The organism is Giesbergeria sinuosa (genome assembly GCF_042652905.1).
Lineage (GTDB): Bacteria > Pseudomonadota > Gammaproteobacteria > Burkholderiales > Burkholderiaceae_C > Simplicispira > Simplicispira sinuosa.
On sequence record NZ_JBHSHJ010000001.1, the window covers coordinates 24507 to 50668 of the forward strand.

The 26162-nt window shown below is 58.3% G+C and carries 22 protein-coding genes; 14 read left to right on the plus strand and 8 right to left on the minus strand.

Annotated elements, in window-relative coordinates:
• Positions 1-9: 9 nt before the first annotated feature.
• The 4 genes from ACFO6X_RS00130 to ACFO6X_RS00145 form a co-directional block, all read right to left on the minus strand.
• Positions 10-2385 carry a putative bifunctional diguanylate cyclase/phosphodiesterase gene (locus tag ACFO6X_RS00130; protein ID WP_382428835.1) on the minus strand — a complete coding sequence of 792 codons (2376 nt, stop codon included), beginning with the start codon at positions 2383-2385 and terminating at the stop codon, positions 10-12.
• On the minus strand, positions 2382-3014 hold the full coding sequence (locus ACFO6X_RS00135) for a methylamine utilization protein (protein ID WP_382428837.1): 633 nt from the start codon (positions 3012-3014) through the stop codon (positions 2382-2384). Before ACFO6X_RS00135 ends, ACFO6X_RS00130 begins: the two co-directional genes overlap by 4 nt.
• Complete coding sequence (locus ACFO6X_RS00140; protein ID WP_382428839.1) at positions 3011-3952, minus strand: DUF4394 domain-containing protein; 942 nt, start codon at positions 3950-3952, stop codon at positions 3011-3013. The genes ACFO6X_RS00135 and ACFO6X_RS00140 overlap by 4 nt, the downstream gene beginning before the upstream one ends.
• 82 nt (positions 3953-4034) lie before the next feature.
• The gene (locus tag ACFO6X_RS00145; RefSeq protein WP_382428841.1) at positions 4035-4781 is read right to left on the minus strand and encodes a Crp/Fnr family transcriptional regulator; all 747 of its coding nucleotides are present in this window, start codon (positions 4779-4781) and stop codon (positions 4035-4037) included.
• 189 nt (positions 4782-4970) lie between these two features.
• Here ACFO6X_RS00145 and ACFO6X_RS00150 point away from each other — a divergent pair, with 189 nt between their 5' ends.
• From ACFO6X_RS00150 to ACFO6X_RS00190, 9 genes are all read left to right on the plus strand, one after another.
• Positions 4971-6149 (plus strand): ABC transporter substrate-binding protein, encoded by a 1179-nt coding sequence (locus ACFO6X_RS00150; protein ID WP_382428843.1) that lies wholly within the window; start codon positions 4971-4973, stop codon positions 6147-6149.
• 170 nt (positions 6150-6319) lie between these two features.
• Positions 6320-8266, plus strand: coding sequence for an AMP-dependent synthetase/ligase (locus tag ACFO6X_RS00155; RefSeq protein ID WP_382428845.1), 1947 nt, complete (start codon positions 6320-6322; stop codon positions 8264-8266).
• Between the two features lie 8 nt (positions 8267-8274).
• The gene (locus ACFO6X_RS00160) at positions 8275-9060 is read left to right on the plus strand and encodes an ABC transporter ATP-binding protein (protein WP_382428847.1); all 786 of its coding nucleotides are present in this window, start codon (positions 8275-8277) and stop codon (positions 9058-9060) included.
• 18 nt (positions 9061-9078) lie between these two features.
• Entirely contained in the window at positions 9079-10008 is a 930-nt protein-coding gene (locus ACFO6X_RS00165; RefSeq protein WP_382428849.1) for a branched-chain amino acid ABC transporter permease, read from the plus strand.
• A 30-nt stretch (positions 10009-10038) separates the two neighbouring features.
• Positions 10039-11115, plus strand: a complete 1077-nt coding sequence (locus ACFO6X_RS00170; RefSeq protein ID WP_382428851.1) for a branched-chain amino acid ABC transporter permease — start codon at positions 10039-10041, stop codon at positions 11113-11115.
• 50 nt (positions 11116-11165) lie between these two features.
• A complete protein-coding gene (locus ACFO6X_RS00175) occupies positions 11166-12491 on the plus strand; it encodes an ABC transporter substrate-binding protein (protein WP_382428853.1) in 1326 nt (441 codons plus the stop codon).
• A 121-nt stretch (positions 12492-12612) separates the two neighbouring features.
• The gene (locus ACFO6X_RS00180; protein ID WP_382428855.1) at positions 12613-13422 is read left to right on the plus strand and encodes an ABC transporter ATP-binding protein; all 810 of its coding nucleotides are present in this window, start codon (positions 12613-12615) and stop codon (positions 13420-13422) included.
• A 50-nt stretch (positions 13423-13472) separates the two neighbouring features.
• Positions 13473-14720 carry a phenylacetate--CoA ligase family protein gene (locus ACFO6X_RS00185; protein ID WP_382428857.1) on the plus strand — a complete coding sequence of 416 codons (1248 nt, stop codon included), beginning with the start codon at positions 13473-13475 and terminating at the stop codon, positions 14718-14720.
• A 296-nt stretch (positions 14721-15016) separates the two neighbouring features.
• Entirely contained in the window at positions 15017-16615 is a 1599-nt protein-coding gene (locus tag ACFO6X_RS00190) for a methyl-accepting chemotaxis protein (protein ID WP_382428859.1), read from the plus strand.
• Here the strand turns inward: ACFO6X_RS00190 and tgt are convergent.
• Positions 16612-17784, minus strand: a complete 1173-nt coding sequence (tgt, locus tag ACFO6X_RS00195; RefSeq protein WP_382428861.1) for a tRNA guanosine(34) transglycosylase Tgt — start codon at positions 17782-17784, stop codon at positions 16612-16614. The two genes, ACFO6X_RS00190 and tgt, sit on opposite strands and share 4 nt — an antisense overlap.
• A gap of 64 nt (positions 17785-17848) precedes the next feature.
• On the opposite strand from tgt, the gene ACFO6X_RS00200 reads away from it, so the two are divergent.
• The gene (locus ACFO6X_RS00200; RefSeq protein ID WP_382428863.1) at positions 17849-18331 is read left to right on the plus strand and encodes a universal stress protein; all 483 of its coding nucleotides are present in this window, start codon (positions 17849-17851) and stop codon (positions 18329-18331) included.
• Positions 18332-18383: 52 nt separating this feature from the next.
• On the opposite strand, the gene ACFO6X_RS00205 is transcribed toward ACFO6X_RS00200, so the two are convergent.
• On the minus strand, positions 18384-18776 hold the full coding sequence (locus tag ACFO6X_RS00205; RefSeq protein WP_382428865.1) for a hypothetical protein: 393 nt from the start codon (positions 18774-18776) through the stop codon (positions 18384-18386).
• 92 nt (positions 18777-18868) lie between these two features.
• Entirely contained in the window at positions 18869-20935 is a 2067-nt protein-coding gene (locus tag ACFO6X_RS00210; protein ID WP_382428867.1) for an ATP-dependent helicase, read from the minus strand.
• A 214-nt stretch (positions 20936-21149) separates the two neighbouring features.
• Here ACFO6X_RS00210 and ACFO6X_RS00215 point away from each other — a divergent pair, with 214 nt between their 5' ends.
• A complete protein-coding gene (locus tag ACFO6X_RS00215; RefSeq protein ID WP_382428869.1) occupies positions 21150-21467 on the plus strand; it encodes a hypothetical protein in 318 nt (105 codons plus the stop codon).
• Positions 21468-21515: 48 nt separating this feature from the next.
• Here the strand turns inward: ACFO6X_RS00215 and ACFO6X_RS00220 are convergent, their stop codons facing one another.
• Positions 21516-22385, minus strand: a complete 870-nt coding sequence (locus tag ACFO6X_RS00220; protein WP_382428871.1) for a creatininase family protein — start codon at positions 22383-22385, stop codon at positions 21516-21518.
• Positions 22386-22477: 92 nt separating this feature from the next.
• On the opposite strand from ACFO6X_RS00220, the gene ACFO6X_RS00225 reads away from it, so the two are divergent.
• The 3 genes from ACFO6X_RS00225 to ACFO6X_RS00235 all read left to right on the plus strand — a co-directional run bounded on the left by ACFO6X_RS00225 (position 22478) and on the right by ACFO6X_RS00235 (position 26156).
• Entirely contained in the window at positions 22478-24703 is a 2226-nt protein-coding gene (locus tag ACFO6X_RS00225; RefSeq protein WP_382428873.1) for a protein-disulfide reductase DsbD family protein, read from the plus strand.
• 46 nt (positions 24704-24749) lie between these two features.
• Positions 24750-25199 carry a CoA-binding protein gene (locus ACFO6X_RS00230; protein ID WP_382428875.1) on the plus strand — a complete coding sequence of 150 codons (450 nt, stop codon included), beginning with the start codon at positions 24750-24752 and terminating at the stop codon, positions 25197-25199.
• A gap of 108 nt (positions 25200-25307) precedes the next feature.
• On the plus strand, positions 25308-26156 hold the full coding sequence (locus tag ACFO6X_RS00235; protein ID WP_382428877.1) for a DUF2817 domain-containing protein: 849 nt from the start codon (positions 25308-25310) through the stop codon (positions 26154-26156).
• The last annotated feature ends 6 nt before the right edge of the window (positions 26157-26162 follow it).

Here is a 26162-nt window from a genome sequence, read left to right on the forward strand (position 1 = left end):
GCTGTGCCCTCAACGGGCGGTTTCCTGGGCCCAGGCACGCTGGGCGTGCCAAGACAGGAAGGCATCCACCGGCAGTGGGCGGCTAACATGGTAGCCCTGGGCCTCGTCGCAGCGCAGGGTACGCAGGCGTTCCAGGATGGCAGCATTCTCCACCCCTTCGGCCACCACGCTCAGGCCCAGATTGTGCGCCAGATCGATGGTGGAGCGCACAATCATGGCGTCATCTTGATCGCTCTCCATGCCCATGACAAAAGACTTGTCGATCTTGAGCTCATCCACCGGCAGTCGCTTGAGGTAGCCCAGCGAGGAATAACCCGTGCCAAAGTCGTCAATCGAGAGTTTGAAGCCCTGCTGTGACAGACGATTGAGCATGGCCTCGGCCCGTTGCGGATCGTCCATGATGGCGCTTTCGGTGATTTCGAGGCAGAAGTCGTGGGGTTGTACGTTGTGCCGTGCCAACATGGCTTGCAGGCGCTCGCACAATTCGGGGTCTAGCAGGTCGCGCGTAGAGAGGTTGACCGATACCCGCAGTCCGATGCCTTGGGTACGGGGGTCGGCCAGCAGCCGTGCCGATTCTTCAAACATCCATAACGTAAGCTGGCGCACAAAACCCGTCTGCTCGGCAAAAGGAATAAAGTCCATCGGTGGAACCAAGCCGCGCTGTGGGTGCTGCCAGCGCACCAAGGCTTCGGCGGCCATGCCGGGGCGGCCTTGCAATGGCACCTTGGGTTGCAGGTACAGGCGCAACTCATCACGTTCAATGGCGCGGCGCAGCTCGGTCAACAGCGACAAGGTTTGTGCGCTGGACGAGTCCATGATCGGGTCATAGACTTGTGGGCCGTCGAGTTTGCGTTTGGCCACATACATGGCAATCTCAGAGCGGTTGAGCAGCGTGTCTACATCGTTGGCATCGTCGGGCCAACAAGCAATGCCAATGCCTGCACTCAGGTCCACCATTTGGTCACCAAATGCCAAGGGACGCTCAAAAGATTGGGTAATGCTGCGCGCCACCACCATGGCCGCACTGGCATTGGTGCGCCGCAACAGCAGTGCAAATTCATTGCCTCCCAGTCGGGCCACCATGTCGCCATGGGCCATGATTTGCTCTCGCAGGCGCTTGGCTACGGCTTGCAACAGTTTGTCGCCAAAGGCATGGCCTAGCACATCGTTGACATGTTTGAAGCGGTCTAAGTCCAGCGTAATGACGGCCAAGGTGGTGGCCTCGGGGCCATAGTCGGCATGGGCTGCAATGGCGGCCAATACGGTGTTGCGAAATCGCTCGCGGTTGGGCAGGCCAGTCAGGCGATCCCAGTAGGCCAGATGGCGGATTTCTGCTTGTTGTTCGGCAATGTCAATGCGCATCCGATCAAAAGAGCGGGCCAGCAAGCCGATTTCGTCACGGCGGTTGGTGTGTTCGACGGGCATGTCGTACTCACCGCGTGAAATGCGCTGTGTGCCCAGCACCAGCGAACGCAACGGTGTAGTCACCCAGCGTGCCATGAGGCCATGCCCCAATGCAAACAGCAGCAGGCCCGTCAGGGTGATGCCTGCCAGCAGCCATTGCAATTGCCGGTACGGTGCCACCACGGCATCTACCGAACGCAGTAGCAGGGTTTGTGCTTGCTCGGGGCCATCCCGACCCAGAGCAATCGAGCGCACCAGCAGGGTATCGTGACCATTGGTCAGTTCAGTGATGGGGCCATGGTGTTGGCGCAGTGCCGCCAGTGCATCGTCCCCTAGGGTGCTGACCGGTACAGTCCATTGGCTGTTGTTGTTGCCATGCACACGCAAGGCCACTTGCACAGCCAGCAATTGCTGCATCTCGTCGGCCAAGGTCTGATTGATCGGAAACCCCATCAGCACCCAGCCCATGAGCACTGGCGCCCGCATGGGCACCAACACGAACTGGTATGGCAAGCCATTGACCGTGGTGATTTGGCTGTTTTGTTGCCCTGCGGACAGGGCCGGTAGCACCTGTGCCAGAGCACGGTCAAAGGCGCCCATGCCCTGCCCACTACTGACGCTGCGCACTTGCAGTTTGGTGTCTAGCAGGGCCGCCACTGCAGCGCCCATGCGTTGACCGTGGTTTTCTAGGGCAGACTGTATGGTGCGCTGATCCCCAGAGCCTACTGCAGCCCGAAAACCGTAATCTGCAGCCAGCAGTGTGGCACCTTGGCGCAAGCGTTCGGCGTTTTGCTCGAGCAAGCGGCGCCAAACGTTTTCGTCGGTGTCCAAAGTGTGGGCAATTTGGCTGCGGGCATTGCGGTCAATGCTGTTGCGCACCACGGCAAAGCCAGCTATTTGCACCATCAACAGCAACAAGAGTGAGATTCCGACCAGCCGTGCAATCAGGCTGCGAGACCAAGTAGCCAAACGCCAGTTCAAGGTGTTAACTCCTGCAACTGGACGGTGGCCGAGACGGTGTCGGTAGCTCCCACGGTGAGTGCTTGGTCTGTGGCTGGGGCATCTATTGGCAGGCGGGGGTGCCAAACCCGCAGTCGATAGTTGCCTGCAGGCACATGGTCGATTTGCACACGGCCTGTGTGGGCCGCCGTTTGTCCGTAGTATGGGGTTTCCACTACAACGATCCAGCCCACCATCTGGTCGTGGATATTGCAGCCCAGCACCACCACACCTGGTTGTTCAAAGCGTACCGGATCGGCGGGGGTGCCACTGTAGAGTTTGAGTTCGAATTTCTTGGCCGCCGAAAACGAGTACACATGGTGGCGCACGGTGTCTTGGTTGGGAAAGGAGACCTCGCTGCCCACGGGCACTACCAGCACCTGCGGGACGAAGCGTTTTTTCTCCTGTGCCATCTCCAGTCGGGGCAGTGGTTTGACCTGCCGCCGGGCTTGGGCAGACTCGAGATAGACCACGGCTTGTGCCAAAGGCAGGCCGGTAGGTGATTGCACCTCTATGTGCACACTGCCCGCTTGCGCATACCCGATGCCCAGAGTGGTGGCCCATAGCAGTGCAGTGCCATAGCGGGCGGTTTGAGGCCAAGCCTTCTTCATGGCACGATGGCGATGCCTAGCAGCGCCTCTCCATCACCCACCACTCCCAACGCTCTGGCCCGACCTGTGGCCAGGTCAATCTGGTACAGCCGGGTTGGTGCCGAGGGCGAGAGGCTGCGTATGGCAGCCAGTGCTTGGTTGGATACATCAGAGATATCCAAGCTGGCTTCAGCCAGCGCCCCCAAACCCAAGGGGCCCACCGTGTGCAGCTGCCCAGTGTTGGGTGATATGACCGGCTGGGTAGCCTCCAACGAACCCAAGACAGCCAGCGTGCCCAAGGTTTTGTCGATGGCGTAATTGGTGGTCAGTTTTTCATTTTGTTGGTTGTAGGTGTAGGCGACGGCAGTGATGTCGGGCAGCCGCCCCGCGTAGGTGTCACCGGGGGCGTAATGCAGGCGCCCATCGGTTTGCAGGCCGGGTTGGGCTGGGTCGCCATCCACCACGGCCCCTGTGTCTGGGTGCAAACGCAGGTTCAGACCATCGGGGCCAGTCACCCGCAGCCTATCGACGGTGGGGTTGAAATCAAGGCCAAAACTGCCCGTGGGCAGAGCCAACGCAGTGGAGCCGACGGCTTGCAGTGTGGCCCGTTGTGGGTGCAAGGTATAGAGCTGCCCTTGTTGTGACAAGGCATAAAGCACACCGCGAGCCACCCGAAAATCGATTCCTACCAGTGACTGGCCTGTAGGCAGCCCTTGGATGCGCTGGCGCTGCACGATCTGCCGGGGCTGGTCGGCCTGAAACCGAATCAAATCCATAGACGCCGTCACAGCCAGCAACTCTGGCGCACGCCCGAGTGGACGGGTTGGGGCGGGATTGACAGAGGCACTGCGCCCAGCATCTGCCTCGGTAGAGGGAGGAGAGTTGGCACAACCAGCCAGCACCCAAGGCAGCACAGTCAGCCAGAGCAGGCGAGATGGGGGCAGGGATGTCCGTGTCATAGGCAGAATCTATATCTTTGGCAAAGGCGTTTGTTATAACTCTTAAAGATCGACTCTGCAAACCAGTGTCCTGTGGATGTGCTCAGCGTTTTCTGCGATGGGCCTTGCGGTGTTCTCCCGCCTGAAAGACATGCCAACGCAAGGCAGCCAAATCCAACACCCGCAACCCTCCGTATTCCACCTGAATGGCCCCTTGTCGCTCTAGGGCCGTTAGGGCTTCATTGACCCGTTGGCGTGACAGGCCCACCAGATAAGCCAATTCTTGTTGTGTGATGTGTAGCACCTGCCCCACACTGGGATACAGCACCGGATTGAACAGGGCTGCCAGGCTGCGTGCCACGCGCAAATCTGGGCTGTTGAGCCGGTCAATCTCGCGTGCGGCAATAAATTGGCCCAAACGCTCATTGAGTTGGTTCATCACAAAGCGGTTAAAACCAATCGAGTGGTCCAGCAACCAGTGGAAGGTGTCAATCGGCAGTCCAGCGACTGCGCTGTTGCGCAGTGCTTGTACGTTGTAGCGGTATGGCTCGCGCTTCATGGCTGTGCCCTCACCAAACCAGCCTCCAGGGGGGAGGCCCGCAAAGGTCATGGTACCCCCATCGGGGTTGTCGTTGCTCATCTTGAGCAATCCCTCCACCACGCCAAACCAGTAGGTTACAGGGCGGCCTACCCGACAGACGTAATCGCCAGGGCTTGCATCTCCCACCTGCAGTGCGTCAATAGCCCGTTCGCGCTCACTGGTTTGCAAAGAGGCCAGCCAAGGAATGCCTTGAATTTCTTCGGTGGTGGGGGGGCGGCGGCGTTGGTGCAGAGACAATTCGTGGGTCATGGGGTAGTGGCTGGGGTCAACGGTCGATGCGGGATTTCCACGAGACACATTGTCGGCATAAAGACAGCTTTTGCTTGCACACTGGCCGATGATGCAAGACCCGTGTATGTGTTGTGGGTCACGATGCAGTCATCCCCCACCCTTCCTACCGGCAAGACCTTTTCCCTCCATTGTGGAGCTGATATCACCATGACATCCCAAGCAATTACCGAGACAGTTTCCCAACATATTCCCGTTCATTTGGCCCGTCGCCGTTTTTTGGCCGCCGCGATGGCCCTGCCGGCTTGCGCTGCCCCTGCTGTGTGGGCACAGGAAGGTGCGCTCAAAATTTGCCAATCGGTTGCATTGACGGGCCCATTGGGTGATCTGGGTTCGGCATTGCACCAAGGGGCAATGGCGGCTTTTCAGAGTATCAATGCACGCGGCGGTATTCATGGACGCCAGATCAAGCTCGAGAGTTTGGACGATGCCTACGAAGTGCCCAAGGCCATGCTGAATCTGGAAAAATTCTTGAACGATCCAGACTGCTTTGCACTGTTCAATTGTTTTGGCACGCCCATGGTGGAAGAGATGTTGCCCCGGCTCAAGGATGGCAACATCCCCTTCTTTGCGCCGTTCACCGGCGGGCAGGTTTCGCGCGTAGCGGGTGCCCGCCACCTGTTCAATATCCGTGCGAGCTATGCTGACGAGGCCGACAAACTGGTGCAACACTTGGCCACGATTGGCATTCGTCGGATTGGCATCGTCTACCAAAACAACACCTTTGGCCGGGAAGTGTTTACTGGGGCAGAACTGGCCATGCAACGGGCCAAACTGCCTGAGCCGGTAGCCACCACGGTCGAGAGCAATGCCTCCGATGCCGAGAAAGCCGCCACCTTGCTGGCCGAGGGCAATCCAGAGGCCGTGTTGGTGGGGCTGGCGGGCAAGCCGGGGCTGGAATTCATCAAGCATTTCCGCAAGTTGCGCCGGGGTGTGAGTTTGTATGCCCTGTCGGTGTTGGGCACCCCCACCAACATCAAGACCTTGGGAGCCGATGCCAAGGGCATGGCGATCTCACAGGTAGTGCCATTGCCTACCAATGCCACGACTGCGGTGGCCCGCGATTTTGTCAAGGCACTCAAGAACCTTGATGCCAATGCTGAACCCTCACACCAAGCCTTAGAGGGTTATATCAATGCGCGGGTGTTTGCCGAAGTGTTGCAACGGGCAGGCAAAGGGGCGACGCGCAGTGCGTTTATTGATGCCAGTTGGGGGCTGAAAAAGTTTGATTTGGGGGGGTTTGAGGTTCACGCCACCAGCCCAGACCGCAGTGCCTCGCGGTTTGTCGAGTTGACGGTGGTAGGCCGTGATGGCCGCCTGATTCGCTGAGACAAGCAACGAACAAGGGTTTTACCCACCAAGGATAAACCCTGCAATTGTCGTCGCAAAGACAACCTGACGTCAAATTGCTCCCTACCATTCCGGTGAAACTTGCAGGCACCCGTGGCCTGCCAACGTTGGCCCCCACCGGCCATCCCTTGAACCTTTTAGGACCCGGAATGAAGACCACGTTTCCGCAACTGCTACTTCAGCACGCTGCCGAGCGCCCCGATGCCGCGGCACTGCGCGAAAAAGAATATGGCATCTGGCAGACCCACACTTGGGCTGCCTTGGCCCGTTTGGTAGAACAGGTGGCCGCAGGCCTGCACCAGGCTGGTTTGGCCCGAGGCGAACACATGGTGGTGATCGGTGCCAATCGGCCCCATCTCTATGCCACCATGTTGGCTGCCCAATCGTTGGGGGCGATCCCGGTACCGTTGTACCAAGATGCGGTGGCCGCAGAGTGTGTCTACCCCCTGAACAATGCCGAAGTGCGCTTTGCAGTGGTGGAAGACCAGGAGCAGGTGGACAAGCTGCTGGAAATCCGTGACCGTTGCCCAGCCATTTCCCATATTTATTACGATGATCCCCGTGGCTTGCGCAAATACAGCGAGCCCGGCTTGGCCTCGTTCGATGCCCTGATCGAAGCGGGTGCTGCTTTTGCCAGCCAAAATCCACAGTGGTTCCGCAACGAAGTGAGCAAAAGCCAGCCGCAAGACGTGGCGGCCATGTTCTTTACTTCCGGCACCACGGGCAACCCCAAGGGCGTGGTGCATACCCACAGCACCTTGCTAGACCGTGCCACTGCTGGGGCCGAGTTTGACAAGCTCAATCACACCGAAGAAGTGCTGGCCTATTTGCCGTTGGCATGGATTGGGCAAAACATCTTCAGCTATGCCCAGTGGCTGGCTTGTGGCTATGTGGTGAACTGCCCTGAGTCGGCCAGCACCGTCAATATCGACCTCAAAGAGATTGGCCCCACCTACTACTTTGCGCCGCCGCGGGTGTTTGAAGGGCTGCTCACCAGTGTCACCATCCGCATGGAAGATGCAGGCAGCTTCAAGCGCAAAATGTTTGAATCTTGCATGGCACTGGCCCGGCGCGTTGGCCCGGCACTGATGAATGGCGAGAGCGTGAGCGCCATCGACAAGCTCAAGTACGCTTTGGGTGACTGGCTGGTGTATGGCCCGCTACGCAACAACCTGGGCTTCTCGCGGGTGCGTGTGGCCTACACCGCTGGTGAGGCCATCGGCCCCGATTTGTTCACCTTCTACCGCTCTATTGGTATCAACCTCAAGCAGCTCTACAGTTCCACCGAAACAGCGGTGTTTGTTTGCCTGCACCCCGATGACCAAGCCCGTGCCGACACCGTGGGCGTGCCCATTCGTGGCGTGCAAATCAAGGTGGCTGACAACGGCGAGATTTTGGTCAAGTCGGCTGGGTTACTTAAAGAGTATTACAAAAACCCCGCTGCCACAGCAGAAGTGCTCACCCCCGATGGCTGGTACCACACCAGCGATGCGGGCTTCTTGGATGCCCACGGCCACCTCAAGATCATCGACCGCGTCAAAGATGTGGGCCGCCTCAAGGGGGGCGCTCATGACGGAGCCATGTTCGCTCCCAAGTATGTGGAGAACAAACTCAAGTTCTTCCCGCATATTAAAGAAGTGGTGGCTTTAGGCGATGGCCGCGACCGCGTCTGCGTGATGATCAACATTGACTTTGAGGCCATGGGCAACTGGGCCGAGCGGCGCAATTTGCCTTATGCCGGTTATACCGATTTGGCACAAAAGCCCGAGGTCTATGAGTTCATCCGTGAGTGTGTAGAAAAGACCAATGCCGATCTGGCCAGTGATGCCCTGCTGGCAGGCAGCCAGATCAGCCGCTTCTTGATTCTGCACAAAGAGTTGGACGCCGACGATGGCGAACTCACCCGTACCAATAAAGTGCGCCGGGGCTTTATTGCCGATAAGTATTCTGTGTTGGTGGATGCGCTGTATGCGGGCCGCACCGAGCAATTTATCGAGACCGTGGTCAAGTTTGAGGATGGTCGCACTGGCAGTGTCAGTGCCACGCTCAAGCTTTCGGATGCCAAAACATTCACCCCGGTGAAAGCCGCTGCCTGAGGAAACCCATGAGCGATAAGAAGATTGGCGACGTCATCCTCGACATCCAGAACATCAGCCTGCGTTTTGGCGGCGTCAAGGCGCTGACCGATATCTCGTTCAATGTGCGTGAGCATGAAATCCGCTCCATCATTGGCCCCAACGGCGCTGGCAAGAGCTCCATGCTCAATTGCATCAACGGTGTCTACACCCCCACCGAAGGCTCCATCACCTTCCGGGGACAAAAGTTTGACCACATGAACAGCCGCCAAGTGGCGGAGATGGGCATTGGTCGCACGTTCCAGAACTTGGCATTGTTCAAGGGCATGAGCGTGATCGACAACATCATGACCGGGCGCAACCTCAAGATCAAGAGCAATCTGTTGATGCAGGCGCTGCGCATTGGCCCCGCCCAGCGCGAAGAAGAAAAACACCGCGAGTTTGTCGAACACATCATCGACTTTCTCGAAATTCAAGCCTTCCGCAAAACCCCTGTTGGCCAGTTGCCCTACGGCTTGCAAAAGCGTGTGGACTTGGGCCGCGCCTTGGCGATGGAGCCGCAAGTGCTGCTGCTTGATGAGCCGATGGCCGGTATGAACGTGGAAGAAAAGCAGGACATGTGCCGCTTCATCTTGGACGTGAACGATGAATTTGGCACCACCATCGTGCTGATTGAGCACGATATGGGTGTGGTGATGGACATCTCTGACCGTGTGGTGGTGCTGGACTACGGCAAAAAAATTGGGGACGGCCAGCCGCAAGAAGTGCGCGACAACGAAGACGTGATCCGCGCTTATCTGGGCACCAGCCACTAACCGCAGGAAGAATAAAAAATGGCCTTTTTTCTTGAAACCCTGATTGGCGGCCTGATGGCCGGCATGTTGTATGCGCTGGTGGCTCTGGGCTTTGTATTGATCTACAAGGCTTCTGGGGTGTTCAACTTCGCCCAAGGGGCGATGGTGTTGTTTGCTGCTTTGGCAATGGCACGTTTCTCCGAGTGGATTCCTAAATGGCTGGGTTTAGACAACATGCTGGTGGCTAACCTGCTGGCTTTTGTCATTGCCGGGGCCTGTATGTTTGTGGTGGCTTGGGTGATTGAGCGGTTGGTGCTGCGCCATCTGGTCAACCAAGAGGGGGCAACGCTCCTGATGGCCACATTGGGCATTACCTACTTTTTGGAAGGTTTGGGCCAAACCTTCTTTGGCAGCGACATCTACAAGATTGATGTTGGCATGCCTAAAGACCCCGTATTCCTGTTCGATTCGGTGTTTCCTGGTGGCGTGCTGGTCAACAAAGAAGACGTGATTGCTGCGGCGATTGCTGGTGGCTTGGTGATTTTGCTCAGTATCTTCTTTCAAAAGACCACCACGGGCCGCGCTTTGCGTGCAGTGGCTGATGACCATCAGGCCGCTCAGTCCATTGGCATTCCACTCAATCGTATTTGGGTGATTGTGTGGTGCGTAGCCGGTGTTGTGGCACTGGTGGCCGGGATGATTTGGGGTTCTAAGCTGGGTGTGCAGTTCTCACTGACCACCGTTGCGCTGCGGGCTTTGCCTGTGGTGATTTTGGGTGGTCTTACATCGGTGCCCGGTGCCATTATTGGTGGCTTGATCATTGGTGTGGGCGAGAAACTCTCTGAGGTCTACCTTGGCCCCTATGTGGGCGGTGGTATCGAAATCTGGTTTGCCTATGTGTTGGCACTGGTGTTTTTGCTGTTCCGTCCGCAAGGTCTGTTCGGCGAGAAGATCATCGACCGCGTGTAAACAACAAGAAAAAAGAAAAGGAGACTTTCCATGTTTTACCGCGAGAACGGCCAGTTCAAAACGTCCTACCGGGCCGACCAGCAGATTTTCCCAATCGCCCAAGACCGCATTGCCTTGGCAGTCATGTTGGCTATCGCCTTCTTGGTGGTGCCCATGTTGGCTACCGATTATTTTTACCGCGCCATTTTGATTCCACTGGTCATCATGTCGATGGCGGCGCTAGGGGTGAACATTTTGGTGGGCTACTGCGGCCAGATTTCACTCGGTTCGGGGGCGTTTATGGCGGTGGGTGCCTATGGTGCCTATAACTTCTTTGTGCGCTTTCCGGGCTTGCCACTGATTCCGGCCCTGATTCTGGGCGGCCTGTGCGCTACCTTCTTTGGCATTTTGTTTGGGCTGCCTAGCCTGCGCGTCAAGGGTTTGTATTTGGCAGTGGCTACGCTGGCGGCCCAGTTCTTTAGCGACTGGATGTTCCTGCGCATCAAGTGGTTTACCAACAACTCTGACTCGGGTTCGGTGTCGGTCAACGGCCTGCAAGTGTTGGGCATGCCCATTGAGAGTGCTACCTCCAAATACCTGTTCTGCTTGGCCCTGTTGGTGGTGATTGCGCTGTTGGCTAAAAACTTGGTGCGCGGTGCGATTGGCCGCGAGTGGATGGCGATTCGTGACATGGACGTGGCCGCCAGCGTGATTGGTATTCGCCCCATGTATGCCAAGTTGAGTGCGTTTGCGGTCAGCTCCTTCATTATCGGCATGGCTGGTGCGTTGTGGGCTTTCGTTCACCTGGGTTCTTGGGAGCCAGCTGCGTTCTCGGTCGAGATATCGTTCCGCCTGTTGTTTATGGTGATTATTGGTGGCTTGGGTTCGATCATGGGCAGCTTCTTTGGTGCCGCCTTCATTGTGCTGTTGCCCATCGTACTCAACCAGTTCCTGCCTGCTTTGATGGGCCTGTTCGGCATCGAAATCTCTACAGCGGGTGTGTCCCATGCTGAACTGATGATTTTTGGTGGCCTGATCGTTTGGTTCCTGATCGTCGAGCCGCACGGCTTGGCCAAACTGTGGTCGATTGCCAAACAGAAGCTGCGCCTGTGGCCCTTCCCGCATTGATCATTTCCCCGTACTCTGCACTCTTCACATTTCACACCAAGGAGACATCCATGAAGCTTTCGAAAATCGTGATTGCCGTGGCCGTTCTGGCCGCAGGGGCTACATCGGTCACCAGTGCTGTTGCGCAGGCAAAGGAGCAGTTCTTCCCGCTGCTGTCTTACCGCACCGGCCCTTATGCCCCTAATGGCACACCTTGGGCCAATGGCAAGCAGGATTACCTGAAGATGATCAATGCCCGCGATGGCGGTATCAATGGTGTCAAGATCACTTTTGAAGAGTGTGAAACGGGCTATGCCACCGACCGTGGTGTGGAGTGCTACGAGCGCCTCAAGAGCCGTCCCGGCGTCACCATGTTTGATCCACAAGCCACCGGGATCACTTTTGCGCTGACTGAAAAAGCCCCTGTGGACAAAATTCCGCTGATGACGCTGGGCTATGGCCTGTCGGTGGCCCAAGATGGTATGGCCTTCAAGTGGAACTTCCCCTACATGGGCAGCTACTGGACGGGCGCAGATATTTTGGTGCAACACATTGGCAAAAACGCTGGTGGCCTAGACAAGCTCAAGGGTAAGAAAATTGCGCTGGTGTACCACGACAGCCCGTTCGGTAAAGAGCCCATCCCGCTGCTGCAAGAGCGCGCCAAGATGCACGGCTTTGAGCTGCAACTGTTGCCCGTCACAGCACCCGGCGTAGAGCAAAAAGCCACCTGGCTGCAAGTGCGCCAAAGCCGTCCCGACTATGTGATGCTGTGGGGTTGGGGCGTGATGAACTCTACGGCCCTGAAAGAAGCCCAAGCCACCGGCTTCCCGCGTGACAAGCTGTATGGCGTGTGGTGGGCTGGTGCCGAACCCGATGTCCGTGACGTGGGCGATGGTGCCAAGGGCTACCAAGCACTGGCTTTGAATGGCTATGGCACCCAGTCCAAGGTCATCCAAGACATCCTCAAACATGTGCATGACAAGGGCCAAGGCACAGGCGCCAAAGATGAAGTGGGCTCTGTGCTCTACACCCGTGGCGTGATTATTCAGATGCTGGGTGTAGAAGCCGTGCGCCGTGCCCAAGAGCGTTTTGGCAAGGGCAAGGTCATGACCGGCGAGCAAGTGCGTTGGGGCATGGAAAACCTGGCCCTCGACCAGAAGAAACTGGATGCACTGGGCTTCAATGGCCTGATGCGCCCCCTCTCGACCAGCTGCTCAGACCACATGGGTTCCACTTGGGCACGCGTGCAGACTTGGGATGGCAAGAAGTGGGGCATCACTTCCGACTGGTACCAAGCCGACGAGCAAATCATCAAGCCTTTGGTCAAGTCTGGCTCGGACAAATATTTGGCCGACAAGAAGTTGACCCGCCGCGACGCTGCCGATTGCCAATCTTGATGGCATGACACCCTTCCAGCGCGGCGCAAGCCGCGCTGGGTTCTGGCGGCTGCCAGTGCAGCCGCCAACCGGCAGGGCTGGCCCGCACAGTCCTGCCGATTGGCACAGAGAGAGAAACCTTATGGAAAACCGAAACATTGTCCTGAACGTCAACGGTATCGAGGTCATTTACAACCACGTGATCTTGGTGCTCAAGGGGGTCTCGCTGCAAGTGCACGAGGGTGGCATCGTCGCCATTCTGGGCGGCAACGGCGCAGGCAAGACCACCACGTTGCGCGCCATCTCCAACCTGTTGGCGGGTGAGCGCGGTGAAGTCACCAAGGGCAGCATTGAATTTCGTGGCGAACGCATCGAAAACCTCTCGCCCGCCGATCTGGTCAAGCGTGGTGTGGTGCAGGTGATGGAAGGGCGTCACTGTTTTGCCCACTTGACCATCGAAGAAAACCTGCTGACTGGTGCCTATACCCGTGCCAGCAAAGCCGAGATCGCAGCCAATTTGGAGAAGGTCTACAACTACTTCCCGCGCCTCAAAACACGCCGCACCAGCCAAGCGGCCTATACCTCGGGTGGTGAGCAGCAAATGTGTGCCATTGGGCGCGCCATCATGACCAACCCCAACATGGTGCTCTTGGACGAGCCCTCGATGGGTTTGGCGCCGCAGATTGTGGAAGAAGTGTTCAACATCGTCAAAGACCTCAACACCAAAGAAAAGGTCACTTTCCTGCTGGCCGAGCAAAACACCAACATGGCCCTGAAGTATGCCGACTATGGCTACATCATGGAGTCGGGCCGGGTGGTGATGGATGGTACGGCAGCCGATCTGACCAGCAATGAGGACGTGAAAGAGTTCTACCTCGGTGTGGGCGGTGGTGAGCGCAAGAGCTTCAAAGACGTCAAGAGCTACAAGCGCCGTAAACGCTGGTTGGCCTAAAGGCGGTTTGTTTTTTTCCTACGCACCCACCCACCTCGCCCCACACCACCATGACCTCTTTTTACGATACGCTGGAAACCCGTACCCCTGCCGACCGTGAAGCCGCACTGTTGGCCGCGCTGCCAGCGCAGGTGGCCCATGCGCGCAATGCGGCCCCTGCCTTCGCGGCGATTTTGGCCGATGTAGATCCGGCCAGCATCACCAGCCGTGAAGCCCTGGCCCGCTTGCCTGTGACGCGCAAATATGAGCTGCTGGAGCGCCAACAGGCACACCGTGCCGACAATGTTTTTGGTGGCTTCAGTGCCGTAGGCTTTGGTGCGGCCATGCCGCGCGTGTTCTCCAGCCCTGGCCCTATTTATGAGCCAGAAGGCAAGCGTGCTGATTACTGGCGCATGGCCCGTGCTCTGCATGCGGCAGGTTTTCGGGCTGGGGAGTTGGTACACAACAGCTTTAGCTGCCATTTTGTGCCTGCAGGCTCCATGATGGAAAGCGGTGCCCATGCGCTGGGTTGCACGGTGTTTCCGGGGGGCACGGGTCAAACCGAACAACAGGTGCAAGCGATGGCCGAGCTGCGCCCCGCAGGCTATATTGGGACACCCAGCTTTCTGAAGTTGATTTTGGAAAAGTCGGTGGAACTGCAACAGCCTATCTTGAGCATGAACAAGGCACTGCTGTCTGGGGAGGCCTTTCCGCCCAGCCTGCGCGATTGGTTGGCTGAGCGTGGGGTGCAGGGCTACCAGTGCTATGCCACGGCAGATTTGGGTCTGATTGCCTACGAAACGGCTGCCCGCGAGGGCTTGGTGCTGGATGAGGGCGTGATGGTGGAGATTGTGCGCCCCGGCACCGGCGACCCTGTGCCCGAGGGCGAAGTGGGCGAGTTGGTGGTGACCACGCTCAATCCCGACTATCCGCTGATCCGTTTTGGCACTGGCGATTTGTCGGCTATCTTGCCAGGCCAGTGTCCCACTGGGCGTACCAACACCCGTATCAAGGGTTGGATGGGTCGTGCGGATCAAACCACCAAGGTGCGCGGCATGTTTGTCCATCCGGGCCAAGTGGCTGCCATTGCCGCCCGCTTTCCGCAAGTGCTGCGCGCGCGCTTGGTGGTCAGCGGCGAAATGGCGAACGACCAGATGGTGCTACAGGCCGAAACAGCCGAGTTTGCCAGCGGCTTGGCCGAACGTTTACAAGACACTATCCGCGAGGTGACCAAACTGCGCGGCGAGGTAGAACTGGTTGCCCCTGGCACCTTGCCCAATGATGGCAAGGTGATTGAAGACGCACGCAGTTATCGCTAACCAGCTGCTGTTGCACCACTGAAGCCGCCTGCGTTGTGCAGGCGGCTTTTTTCGTTGGCAAGAACACCCGCATTGGCGATGCAACTCGGTGCTTGCAACGCACTGTCTTGGTGCGTTGCTGCTGCTAAGGCGTGCGGTCTCTCGGGGTGTTTAATAGGAAAAAACTATCAAAAAAACTAAATAACTTTTAGAAACCCCTTATGCAGTTTTTCTGCATATCAGGGTAAACCCCAAATTCATCTATGGCATGAAAGCTGCTGTTCCTGTCTGTTGTAAGGACATGTAAAGGAATCGGCATGAAACATCTGCATATTGCCCAACAGTTGGCTATTGGGTTTGGCTTGCTGCTCCTGTCGTTGATAGGGGTCAGTGTTTTTTCGGTGTACCAGCAAGACAAGCTTGGGGCGCTCATGGTGGCGGAGTTCAAACATCCTTTTGCCGTTACGAATGCCATTACGCGGGTGGATGCCAATATTGCCCGTATGGCACGCGCCATGCGCGATGTCACGATGGCTGAAAATGAGGCCGACATCCAAAAGTTCACCACGGATGTGCAAGCCTTAGAGCAGAAGGTTTTAGATGACATGGCACTGGTCAAAGAACGTTTTCTGAGCGACAAGGGGCATTCGGATGCGTTGGTGGGCAAGATTCGCTCATGGCAACCGATTCGTGAGCAGGTGCTTCAACTGAAGAAGGCAGGCCAGTCTGCCGAGGCGGCCCAGGTGGTGCGCACACAGGGTGTGGCTAAAGTGGCTGAAATTAATGCCGCCATCACCGAAATCCATGACATTGCTTGGAAAAAGGCCGAAGGTTTTCAGGCCAATGCTGTGCAAGTGCAACAGACTGGACGTTACATCTCGATTGTGGTCAGTGTTCTCTTTGTGGTGTTGGGGGCGGTAACAGGTGTCTTCATCACCCGCTCGCTCACCGGCCCTATCCAGCAGGCCGTGGAGGTGGCCCGCACAGTGGCTGCGGGTGATTTGAGCCACCGCTTTGAAGTGCAGGGTAAAAATGAAACGGCACAACTGTTGCAAGTGCTGCAAGAGATGCAGTGCAGCTTGGGCGGGGTGGTGCTGGCTGTGCGTACTGGGTCGGAGAGTGTGGCCTCGGCCAGTGGCCAGATTGCCTCGGGTAACCATGATCTGAACCGGCGCACCGAAGAGCAAGCGGCGATGCTGCAACAGACAGCCGCATCGATGGAGCAGTTGAGTTCTCAGGTGCAGCAAAACGCTGACAGTGCCAAGCAGGCCAACCAGTTGGCACAGGGCGCCAGCAGCGTGGCTATTCGGGGTGGCGAGGTGGTGGAGCAGGTGGTAGACACCATGAAGGGCATCAACGATGCCAGCAAGAAAATTGCCGACATCATCCAAGTGATTGATGGTATTGCTTTCCAAACCAATATCTTGGCCCTGAATGCAGCGGTAGAAGCCGCACGCGCGGGTGAGCAGGGGCGCGGCTTTGCCGTGGTGGCCTCGGAGGTGCGCAATCTAGCAGGCCGCAGTGCCGAGGCAGCCAAAGAAATCAAGGGTCTGATCCATGCCAGCGTGGAGCGGGTAGAGCAAGGGGCGGCCTTGGTCGATCAGGCGGGGGTTACCATGACCGAAGTGGTCAGCGCCATCCGCCGTGTGACGGACATGGTGGGTGAGATCACCGCTGCCAGCCATGAGCAAAGCGATGCGGTGCAGCAAGTGGGCGTTGCGGTGACGCGCATGGATCAAGTCACGCAAGAGAATGCGGCCTTGGTCGAAGAAATGGCAGCAGCCGCTGGCGGCCTGCAAAAACAGGCGCAAGAGCTGGTCGATACCGTGGTGGTGTTCAAGTTAGAGGGCCAGCCCTTGGCCGCATCTACTGTACAGCCCTTGGTGCGTGCCCACTGTCTCCAGCTCAGTGCTTAAACGCCCCGCGCCCGTTCTGCCTTAAAGCGGGCGCGGAAGGCAGAAAACTGGCCTGCATCCAGTGCCTCGCGCACCTCGCGCATCAGGTTCAGGTAGTAATGCAGGTTGTGTACCGTGGTCAGCATGGGGCTGAGCATTTCGCCACAACGGTCGAGGTGGTGCAGATAAGCCCGTGAGAAGCCGTCGCGTCCGCCTTGATCCCAACTCACGCCACTGCTGCCCGCACAGGCATAGCAGGTGCAACTGGTATCCAGCGGCTGGTGGTCGGTTTTGTGGCGGGCGTTGCGGATTTTCAAATCACCATAGCGGGTAAACAGCGTGCCGTTGCGCGCATTGCGCGTGGGCATCACGCAGTCAAACATATCCACACCGCAGGCCACGCCTTCGACCAAATCTTCGGGCGTGCCCACGCCCATCAGGTAGCGCGGTTTGTGGGCGGGCAGCCGGTGCGGCGTGTGCGCCATGATGCCGAGCATTTCTTCTTTGGGTTCTCCCACACTCACGCCACCAATGGCATAGCCGGGGAAATCCATCTCCACCAACTGCTGCAAAGACTCTTCGCGCAGGTTGAGGTACATACCACCCTGCACAATGCCAAACAGCGCGTTGGGGTTTTGCAGCCGCTCAAACTCGTTTTTGGAGCGCACCGCCCAGCGCAGGCTCATCTCCATCGAGGTGCGCGCTTCGCGTTCGGTGGTCAGGTGGCCTTTGGTCTCGTAGGGTGTGCATTCGTCCAGTTGCATCACGATGTCCGAGTTGAGTATGGTTTGGATCTGCATACTCACTTCGGGCGACATAAACAACTTATCGCCATTGACGGGGCTGGCAAAGGTCACGCCTTCTTCGGTGATTTTTCGCATGGCCCCCAAGCTCCAGACCTGAAAGCCCCCCGAGTCGGTCAGGATGGGTTTGTCCCACTTTTCAAAGGCATGCAGGCCGCCAAAGCTCTGCATGATGTCCAGACCGGGGCGCATCCAGAGGTGGAAGGTATTGCCCAAGATGATTTGTGCGCCCATGTCGTGCAGGCTGCGCGGCATCACGCCCTTGACCGTGCCATAGGTGCCCACGGGCATAAAAATCGGGGTTTGCACTACGCCGTGGTTGAGCGTGAGCTGGCCGCGCCGGGCATGGCTGGCGGAGTCGGTGTTCAAGAGTTCAAATTGCAGCATGGTGGCATTTTCGGTGATGCTGCACCGCTACACTGATCCGTATTGATCCCCATAAGGAATTCCGATGCTCAAGATCCTGATTGCCATTGATGGCTCTGAATGTTCGCTCGATGCTGTGCAGCATGCGCTGAAGTTGGTACAAAAGGGTTTGCAAGCCCAGTTTGTGCTGGCTAACGTGCAGGAGCCAGCCTCACTGTATGAGCTGGTTACTTCGCGTGATCCTGAATTGATTGCTGCCGCCAGCCTAGAGGCTGGACACCATCTGATGGCTCCTGCGTTGGCACTGTTGCAGCAAGCAGGATTAGAGTGTGAGACAGAAGTGGGCATTGGAGACCCGGCACACACACTGGTAGACATCATTGAGGACACCGGCTGCGATTTGGTGCTGATTGCTGCGCGTGGGCAGGGAGCCATTGCCAGTGCGTTGTTGGGTTCGGTATCGCAAGAACTGGCCCATGCCAGCCCGGTGCCCGTGACCATTGTGCACGCTATCGATGTGGAACCAGCACCCGAAGAGCCGCTGGAAGGGGAGTCTGCTGCCGACTGAAGCCCTCTGCATACCGGCCAGGCTGCATGTGGCAGCCTGTAGCGGCAGCGGCTCAAGCTGCGCGGCGGAACTGGTGCGTGCCGCCTTGGCGTTGGAATTTGCCGTGGGGCAGGGTGGCTAGGCGCTTGAACAGGCGTTGCACATAGCCCCGAATCCACAGGCACTTGTTGATTTCTTCTACGGGAAGCGGCCCCGAAATAACCACGATGTCATTGGCTTGGGCCTGCGCACCGGCAGCGCGCAGACGCCGACGCGTCATGGTGGCCCAAGAATGAATGCGGGTGGGATTGCCATGCTGGTGGACCTCGCCGGTATAGAGATCAAACGCAATGGCCACCGTATCTGTTTTCAACTTGAAGCGGCGCTCCCCCGTGACGGCACTGGGCGTCTCGCGCATGTCGTACAGATAATAGCTGCCAGCCTTGAGCTGGTATTGCAGATCCATGGTGCTTCTCCGTGGCAGGATTGTCGTGCAGGTCGGTGCATTTCAGGCGTGGAATAAGCCGGGCAAAAGGGCATTTATACGCAAAAAGAAACTTACCGTGGTGGCGTGGTGGAGGCAGCTTTGGCTGCAAACTCAGCGCGCAAGGCCTTGAGTTTTTCGCGGTAGTCTTCTTGCACAGTGGCTTGGTCGAGCTTCATTTCTGCAATAAAGCGGCTGGGCTGTGCTTTGACCATCTCGCGCCCTTTTTTACGCTTTTTTGTCCAACCCACGGCCAAAGTGCGTTGGGCACGGGTAATGCCCACGTACATCAGGCGGCGCTCCTCTTGCAGGCGTTGCACGATGTCTGCGTCTGCATCGGGGTTGTTGCCGTGGTCGTCGTCGAGTTTGAAGGGCAGCATGCCCTCGGTGACTCCGGCCAAAATGACATGGGGCCACTCTAGCCCCTTGGAGGCATGCAGGGTTGAGAGCGTGACCATGTCTTGGTCTTTTTCGCGCTCCGAGATGGTGGAAAGCAGGGCGATGGTTTGCGCTACTTCGAGCAGGCTTTTGCTTTGTGTGGTGATGACATCGCCCACAGTCTCGTCAATTTGGCCGCCCGCACGCTGGGCCATCCAATCACAAAACTCCAGCACATTCGTCCAACGGGCAGCGGCGACTTTCTCGCTTTCTTCGCCATCGTAGAGGTGCTTTTCATAATCTATCTCTTGCAACCAGTCTTGCAAAAATGCGCGGGCCGCTTCGGCACCGTGGGTGTGGCGGGCGCGGTATTCCAACTCGTTGATGTAACGGCCAAACTCATGCAGCCCTTCCAAGGCCCGTTTGGCAATGGCGGCAGGCAACATGCTATTGAACAGTGCCTCGAACATGCTTTGCTTGTGTTGGGTGGCAAAGTGGCCTAGTTGGCCCAGTGTGGTGTGTCCAATACCGCGCTTGGGGCTGCTGATGGCGCGCAAAAAGGCTGGATCGTCATCCGAGTTGATCCACAACCGAAACCAAGCGCACAGGTCTTTGATTTCGGCACGGTCAAAAAAGCTGGTGCCGCCCGACACTTTGTACGGAATATTGGCTTTGCGCAGTGCCTTTTCAAACGGTTTGGCTTGGTGGTTGGCACGGTACAAAATGGCAAAGCTGCGCCAGTCTGGCGGTGGGTTGCTGGCGGCGCGTAGGCTTTGGATGCGCGCTACAGCGCGCTCGGCCTCGTGCTCTTCGCTGTCGGCACCTACTACGCGCACCGGTTCACCCTCGCCCAATTCCGAAAACAGTGTTTTGGGAAACAACTTAGGGTTGGGCTCAATCACATTGTTGGCAGCGCGCAAGATGGCGCTGGTCGAGCGGTAGTTTTGCTCTAGCTTGACCACTTTGAGGGTTGGAAAGTCTTGCGGCAGTTTTTTCAGGTTGTCTAGGGTGGCGCCGCGCCAGCCGTAGATGCTTTGGTCATCATCGCCCACAGCGGTAAAGTGACCACGCTCGCCTACCAAGAGCTTGAGCAGCTCGTACTGTGTGGCGTTGGTGTCTTGGTATTCGTCCACCAGCACATGGCCCAAAAGGGTTTGCCATTTGGCGCGTACCTCTGCAAAGTCACGCAGCAGTTTGAGCGGCAGACTGATCAGGTCGTCAAAATCCACGCTTTGGTAGGCGCTCAGGCGCTCTTCGTAGCGTGCCATCAGCACGGCGGTGCTGCGCTCTTGTTCATCTTGTGCTTGGGCCAAGGCCTGCGCGGCGTTCAGACCTTGGTTTTTCCAGCGGCTGATAGTCCATTGCCATTGCCGGGCGGTGGCGGCATCGGTGGTGCCCCCAGCGGCATCTTTGAGGATGCTGGTGACATCGTCGGTATCCAAAATGCTGAATTGGGGCTTGAGGCCCAGCATTTGGCCGTCTTCGCGCACCATGCGCACACCCAGCGCATGGAAGGTGCAAATCAGTACCTCTTTGGCGCGGCGGCCAATCAAACCTTGGGCGCGCTCGCGCATTTCGGCGGCGGCTTTGTTGGTAAAGGTGATAGCGGCGATGCGGCGCGGCTCTAGCCCGTGCTCAATCAGATGGGCAATTTTGTGTGTAATGACACGGGTTTTGCCCGAGCCAGCACCCGCCAGTACCAAACAGGGGCCGTGGGTGTAGTGGACAGCCTGAAGCTGAGCGAGGTTGAGACCGGCAGACATGGAAAGAAAAGGAGCGGGGCAGGCGGGAGCGCGCGCAATGATACCGAGGCCCATCTTGTGTGCTTTTTGCCACGGTGCAAAAAATCACTGTTACGTTACGTGACACCGGATTACATTGTCAGAGATTGCTTTTTATAGGCACTCGGTGCCTGTGGGGTAGTCGTTTTCTATCGCTTTACTATTAACTTACCGTCTTCTTTTCAGAAGTATTCTCATGAAAAAGACCATTGCACTGACCGCATCCGCCTTGTGGCTGGTTTTCAGCAGCAGCGCCTTTGCCGCCACCAGCTACAACCGCCCACCGGCCGATGACGCCCAGTACCGCCAGTGTCTGCGCTACGCGGCCAAACTGTATGAGGGCGGCGATGAGGCCAGCCCCGTCAAAGGCCAAACCAAGGCCCAAGCGTGGTGCACTTGTATGTGGAATGAAACCCCCGACGATTTTGGTGGCAACTTGGTCAAGTACTCTGAATCGTCCAAAGGCAAAGCCACCAACAAGCTGTGCGAAAAGCACGCTGACTGGAGCGAATAAGACGCTGCAACCCCGGTGCTGGGTCTGACCCAGCACTGGCAGGCGGCGTCAGTCCGCCAAAAAATGGGGCGTTGGTGCCAAAGTGCTCAAGGGCAGTTGGTGCAGTTCGTGCAGCAGTTGCGCCAGTGCTTGGGCAGCGCCCTGCACCACGGCACGTCCTTTGTCTGCACTAGCGGCTGCGGCATTGCCCACGGCGCCTGCTGGATGGTAGTCTTGTATGGCCCAGCCCAGTTTGGCGCTTTTGCCGTTGCCCAGCAAAGCATAGTGCTGGGAGCGTTCGTACGAGGTAGACGGAAAGTTTTGTGCCCGCTCCATGTGTACGGTTTCTGGTGCCAGATGCAGCATCATCGAGGTCTCAATCTCCCCCGCATGGATGCCAAAGCGGTGTTCGTGGGCGCTGAACTGTCCTGCCACGCTATCGGGCAGGGGCAAGCTGAACCAGCTTGCGCTGTACACCAGCAAATTGCACTGTTGGCGCAACTGCCGAGCCACGATGTCCATCACGCTCACTTGGCCCCCGTGGCCGTTGAGGAGCAGCAGTTTCCGAATGCCTGCACGGGCTACGCATTGACCTATCTCTGTCCAAAGCGTGATCAATGTGGTGGGTGACAGGGTCAGGGTGCCTGCAAAGGCGGTGTGCTCGGTGCTGAGGCCTATATTTTGCGGTGGCAGAAACAGCACGGGCAGATCGGCGGGCAGTTGTGCCAGTGCGGTGTCAATCACCCCTTGCAACAAAGTGGCATCCACCGATAGCGGTAAATGTGGCCCATGCTGCTCTATGGCTGCCACTGGTAGCACAGCGATGATCTCATCGGTAGCGCCCGAAGCCTGAAGTTCGGCAAAGTCATGGGTAGACAGCTCGGCCCAAAAACGTGAGGGCAAAGCAGGGGCAGGGGTGAAGGGGGCAGGGCGACTCATGGGGGGGATTGTCGGCCCTCCGCTACCATGCGGCTCCCCAGAGAGTCGTGCAGCCGGAACCAAAGCGGCCCATTCGGCTCCGACCTATCACCATGCTGCATCCATTTATTTTTCGCCTTTTCTCGGTTGTGTTGTGGCTGACGGCCAGTGTCTTTAGCACGGCGGCGCTGGCCCAGACAGGTTTGTTGGTTACTGGCAGCGTGGTCACTACGCCCCATGTGCGCGCTGAATTGGTGGCCCAAGCTCCACAAGGCATTGCGCCGGGCCAGCCGCTGTGGTTGGGGCTGCAACTTACGCACCAGCCCGACTGGCACAGCTACTGGAAGAACCCGGGCGATTCGGGGCTGCCTACCGAATTGCGCTGGGAGTTGCCTGCTGGGCTGGAGGTGGGCGAGGTGGTTTGGCCTGTGCCCCATCCTATTCCAGTGGGGGAGTTGGTCAACTACGGCTATGAGGGAGAGGTATTGCTGGCTGTGCCGGTGCAGGTGACGCCGCTGTTCCAGCCACCAGTATCGGGTGCAGGTGACATCACCGTACGGTTGCGGGCCAGTTGGTTGGTGTGTCGCGTGGAATGTATCCCCGAGGAAGGTCAGTTTACTTTGACGGTGCCAGTGCAGGGCTCTACCGCTTTGCACAGTGCCGCCTTTGCTCGGCAGTGGGCTACCCAGCCGGTTGCTTTGGAGGGTGAGGCCCGCGCTCAGGTGGATGGTGAGCACCTGCAAGTGCGTGTTGCGGGTTTGCCTGCCTCGGTCAGGGGGCAAAGGCTGTTGTTGTTGCCAGAGATGCCAGCCGTGTTACAGCACTTGGCACAAGCCGCACAGGGTTGGACGCAGGCTTGGGAGGGAGAGGTTTGGACAGCCCGCGTGCCTTTGTCTCCAGACCGGGGAGAAAACATCAGCAGTCTGCCCTTGCTTTTGGTGCCTGAGGGGCGCAGTCAGCACCGTGGTGCCTTGGCGGATGTGGCGGCTTGGCGCACCGTGGCCTCTGTGCAAGGCCAGTGGACTCCTGCCGCCCGTGCCGAGATTTCTCCCGCTTTGGCCGCAGTGCTGGCGGCCAAGCCAGCCGCGCCCGCATCGGCACCTGCTCAGGTGCCGGGGTCTTGGTGGTTGGCATTGCTTGGTGGGCTGGCCGGGGGCATGTTGCTCAATCTGATGCCCTGTGTGTTTCCCATTTTGGCTTTGAAACTGGTGGGTTTTGCCCGCCACGGCCATGCCTTGCGGGCGCAGCGGTGGGCCGGTGGTGCTTATGCTGCTGGTGTGGTGCTCTCGTTTTTGGCTTTGGGGGGCTTGTTGTTGGCACTGCGTGCTGCCGGGGAGCAACTGGGCTGGGGTTTTCAGTTGCAATCGCCTGCCGTGGTGGCCGGGTTGGCGGTGTTGTTTACCCTGATGGGGCTGAATTTGGCTGGGCTGTTTGAGTTTGGTCAGGTGCTGCCGTCTGGCTTGGCCAGTATGCAGGCGCGCCATCCGGTAGCCGATGCTTTTTTGTCGGGGGTCTTGGCCGTGGCCGTGGCATCGCCTTGCACCGCACCGTTTATGGGGGTGTCGCTGGGCTTGGCGGTGGCCTTGCCCACCGGGCAGGCACTGGCTGTGTTTGCAGCCTTGGGTGTAGGGATGGCTTTGCCTTATTTGCTGGCGACCTGGGTGCCAGGGGTCGTGCGTTGTCTGCCTGCTCCTGGTGTTTGGATGCAGACTTTCCGGCAGGCACTGGCCTTTCCGATGTTTGCCACGGTGGTGTGGTTGGTGTGGGTGTTGGGCCAACAAAGCGGCATGGATGGTGCGGGTGCGCTGCTGGCGTTGTTAGTGGCGCTGGCGGCGTTGGTGTGGTCGTCGACCTTGCAGGGGCGCACCCGCTGGTGGACAGTGGCCGTGCTGCTGTGGCTCAACGCTTGGCTGCTGGTAGTGATTGGGCCTTATGTGACCCAGCCAGCGCCTGTTTCTTCCAGTAGAGACAGCGCAGCCACCGTGGATGGCGTGCGCCAACCACAGTGGCAGCCTTGGTCTGCCCAGCGGGTGGCCGAATTGACGGCGGCCGGTCAGCCGGTGTTTGTGGACTTTACGGCTGCTTGGTGTGTGACCTGTCAATACAACAAGCGCACAACTTTGGCCGATGCCACGGTGCTTGCCGACTTTGCCGCACACAAGGTGGCGCTGTTACGCGCCGACTGGACGCTGCGTGATCCGGCCATTACCGCAGCACTGACCCAGTTGGGCCGTAATGGGGTGCCGGTGTATGTGCTTTACGCTCCAGGCCGTGCGCCCGTGGTGCTCACAGAAATCTTGAGCGTGCCAGAGGTGCGAACGGCATTGAGCGCACTGTGATGAAGCACCACGCTACCATTGTCGTATCAACCCTGTGAAGTTTCGCATGTCCAGCCCTGATCTGTTGTGCGCCGCTCTGGCGCAATGTCGCACCATTGCCGTAGTGGGCCTGTCCCCCAAGCCACACCGTGACAGCTACCACGTTGCGCAGTATTTGCAGCAACAGGGCTATCGCATCGTGCCGGTCAATCCGGTGGTGGCCGCCCAAGGCGACCAGATTCTGGGCGAGCCGTGTTATGCCAGCCTGAGCGATGCCGCCCAAGCACTGGCGGCACAACAGTTGCGCATAGACATGGTGGATGTGTTTCGCAACAGTGCCGATGTGCCGCCAATTGCCGAGGAGGCTATTGCTATTGGTGCCCGATGCCTGTGGTTGCAACGTGGTATTTGCCATGAGCAGGCCGCAGCCCATGCCCATGCGGCAGGTTTGCAGGTGGTACAAGACCGTTGCACTTTGGTGGAGCACCAGCGCCTGCATGCAGCAGGGCTGCTTTGATGCTGGTTGGCTATGAGTTTTTTGTCTTTGCGGCCTTGGGGACGGTCTGCTTTTCTATGGCGGGGACGTGCCTTGCGCGCGGCTGTGGCAGGTTTATGGGCTGTGGCCATGAGCGCACCTGTCTGGGCTGTTCCACCCAATCCGGCCAAAATTCCGGCAGCAGCCTCTGTGGCATCAGAATGTCAGGCGCTGGTGCGCCGTTTGCCCAATGTCACGCTGGCGCAGTGCCAGCAGGCCGGTCTGGTAGTGAGTGCGGCCCGCTCGGTGCAGGGGCGGCGCATCTTGGTGCGTGATGTGCCCGATGCGCAGGCGCAGTTGCGGGTGTTGGTCATTGGGGGCATTCATGGTGACGAGCCTTCGTCAGCTTCGGTGGCTTTGCACTGGCTTGCTTTAGCCCGTGATAAAGCCTTTGACCTGCCCCAGCCAGTGCATTGGCGATTTATTCCGGCACTCAACCCCGATGGCCTGCTGATGGAGCGGCCCCGGCGTACGAATGCCAATGGTGTGGATTTGAACCGCAATTTCCCCACGCCCGAATGGTTGCGCGATGCCCCCCACTATTGGGCGCAGCGCACCGGGAAAGATCCACGCCGCTGGCCGGGCAAAGCGCCATTGTCTGAGCCAGAAAGCAGCTATCTGCACGAGGAGATGCAACAGTTCAAGCCCAACCTGATCGTGAGTTTGCACGCACCGTATGGCGTACTGGATTTTGATGGCCCCATCACGCCACCCTCGCGTTTGGGGCGGCTCTATCTGGATCAAGTGGGCATTTATCCCGGCAGCTTGGGGCACTATGCGGGCGTACACAAGGGGATGCCTGTGGTGACGGTGGAGCTGTCCAGCGCCAGAACGACCCCACGCGAGGCGGAGATGCGCCAGATGTGGGTAGACCTGTTGCGCTGGATGAGTGAGCGGCTGATGGCACCGGCCAACCAGCAGGCGGTGAACAAGTCCTGAGCCTGC

Excerpts from the sequence above, each read along its gene's own strand:
- ACFO6X_RS00220 (WP_382428871.1), bottom strand. The coding sequence starts at position 22,385 with ATGAGTCGCCCTGCCCCCTTCACCCCTGCCCCTGCTTTGCCCTCACGT.
- ACFO6X_RS00155 (WP_382428845.1), top strand. The coding sequence starts at position 6,320 with ATGAAGACCACGTTTCCGCAACTGCTACTTCAGCACGCTGCCGAGCGC.
- ACFO6X_RS00230 (WP_382428875.1), top strand. The coding sequence starts at position 24,750 with ATGTCCAGCCCTGATCTGTTGTGCGCCGCTCTGGCGCAATGTCGCACC.
- ACFO6X_RS00150 (WP_382428843.1), top strand. The coding sequence starts at position 4,971 with ATGACATCCCAAGCAATTACCGAGACAGTTTCCCAACATATTCCCGTT.
- ACFO6X_RS00235 (WP_382428877.1), top strand. The coding sequence starts at position 25,308 with ATGAGCGCACCTGTCTGGGCTGTTCCACCCAATCCGGCCAAAATTCCG.
- ACFO6X_RS00200 (WP_382428863.1), top strand. The coding sequence starts at position 17,849 with ATGCTCAAGATCCTGATTGCCATTGATGGCTCTGAATGTTCGCTCGAT.
- ACFO6X_RS00135 (WP_382428837.1), bottom strand. The coding sequence starts at position 3,014 with ATGAAGAAGGCTTGGCCTCAAACCGCCCGCTATGGCACTGCACTGCTA.
- ACFO6X_RS00145 (WP_382428841.1), bottom strand. The coding sequence starts at position 4,781 with ATGACCCACGAATTGTCTCTGCACCAACGCCGCCGCCCCCCCACCACC.
- ACFO6X_RS00185 (WP_382428857.1), top strand. The coding sequence starts at position 13,473 with ATGACCTCTTTTTACGATACGCTGGAAACCCGTACCCCTGCCGACCGT.
- ACFO6X_RS00205 (WP_382428865.1), bottom strand. The coding sequence starts at position 18,776 with ATGGATCTGCAATACCAGCTCAAGGCTGGCAGCTATTATCTGTACGAC.
- ACFO6X_RS00170 (WP_382428851.1), top strand. The coding sequence starts at position 10,039 with ATGTTTTACCGCGAGAACGGCCAGTTCAAAACGTCCTACCGGGCCGAC.
- ACFO6X_RS00175 (WP_382428853.1), top strand. The coding sequence starts at position 11,166 with ATGAAGCTTTCGAAAATCGTGATTGCCGTGGCCGTTCTGGCCGCAGGG.
- ACFO6X_RS00140 (WP_382428839.1), bottom strand. The coding sequence starts at position 3,952 with ATGACACGGACATCCCTGCCCCCATCTCGCCTGCTCTGGCTGACTGTG.
- ACFO6X_RS00190 (WP_382428859.1), top strand. The coding sequence starts at position 15,017 with ATGAAACATCTGCATATTGCCCAACAGTTGGCTATTGGGTTTGGCTTG.
- ACFO6X_RS00225 (WP_382428873.1), top strand. The coding sequence starts at position 22,478 with ATGCTGCATCCATTTATTTTTCGCCTTTTCTCGGTTGTGTTGTGGCTG.
- ACFO6X_RS00180 (WP_382428855.1), top strand. The coding sequence starts at position 12,613 with ATGGAAAACCGAAACATTGTCCTGAACGTCAACGGTATCGAGGTCATT.
- ACFO6X_RS00160 (WP_382428847.1), top strand. The coding sequence starts at position 8,275 with ATGAGCGATAAGAAGATTGGCGACGTCATCCTCGACATCCAGAACATC.
- ACFO6X_RS00210 (WP_382428867.1), bottom strand. The coding sequence starts at position 20,935 with ATGTCTGCCGGTCTCAACCTCGCTCAGCTTCAGGCTGTCCACTACACC.
- ACFO6X_RS00165 (WP_382428849.1), top strand. The coding sequence starts at position 9,079 with ATGGCCTTTTTTCTTGAAACCCTGATTGGCGGCCTGATGGCCGGCATG.
- tgt (WP_382428861.1), bottom strand. The coding sequence starts at position 17,784 with ATGCTGCAATTTGAACTCTTGAACACCGACTCCGCCAGCCATGCCCGG.
- ACFO6X_RS00215 (WP_382428869.1), top strand. The coding sequence starts at position 21,150 with ATGAAAAAGACCATTGCACTGACCGCATCCGCCTTGTGGCTGGTTTTC.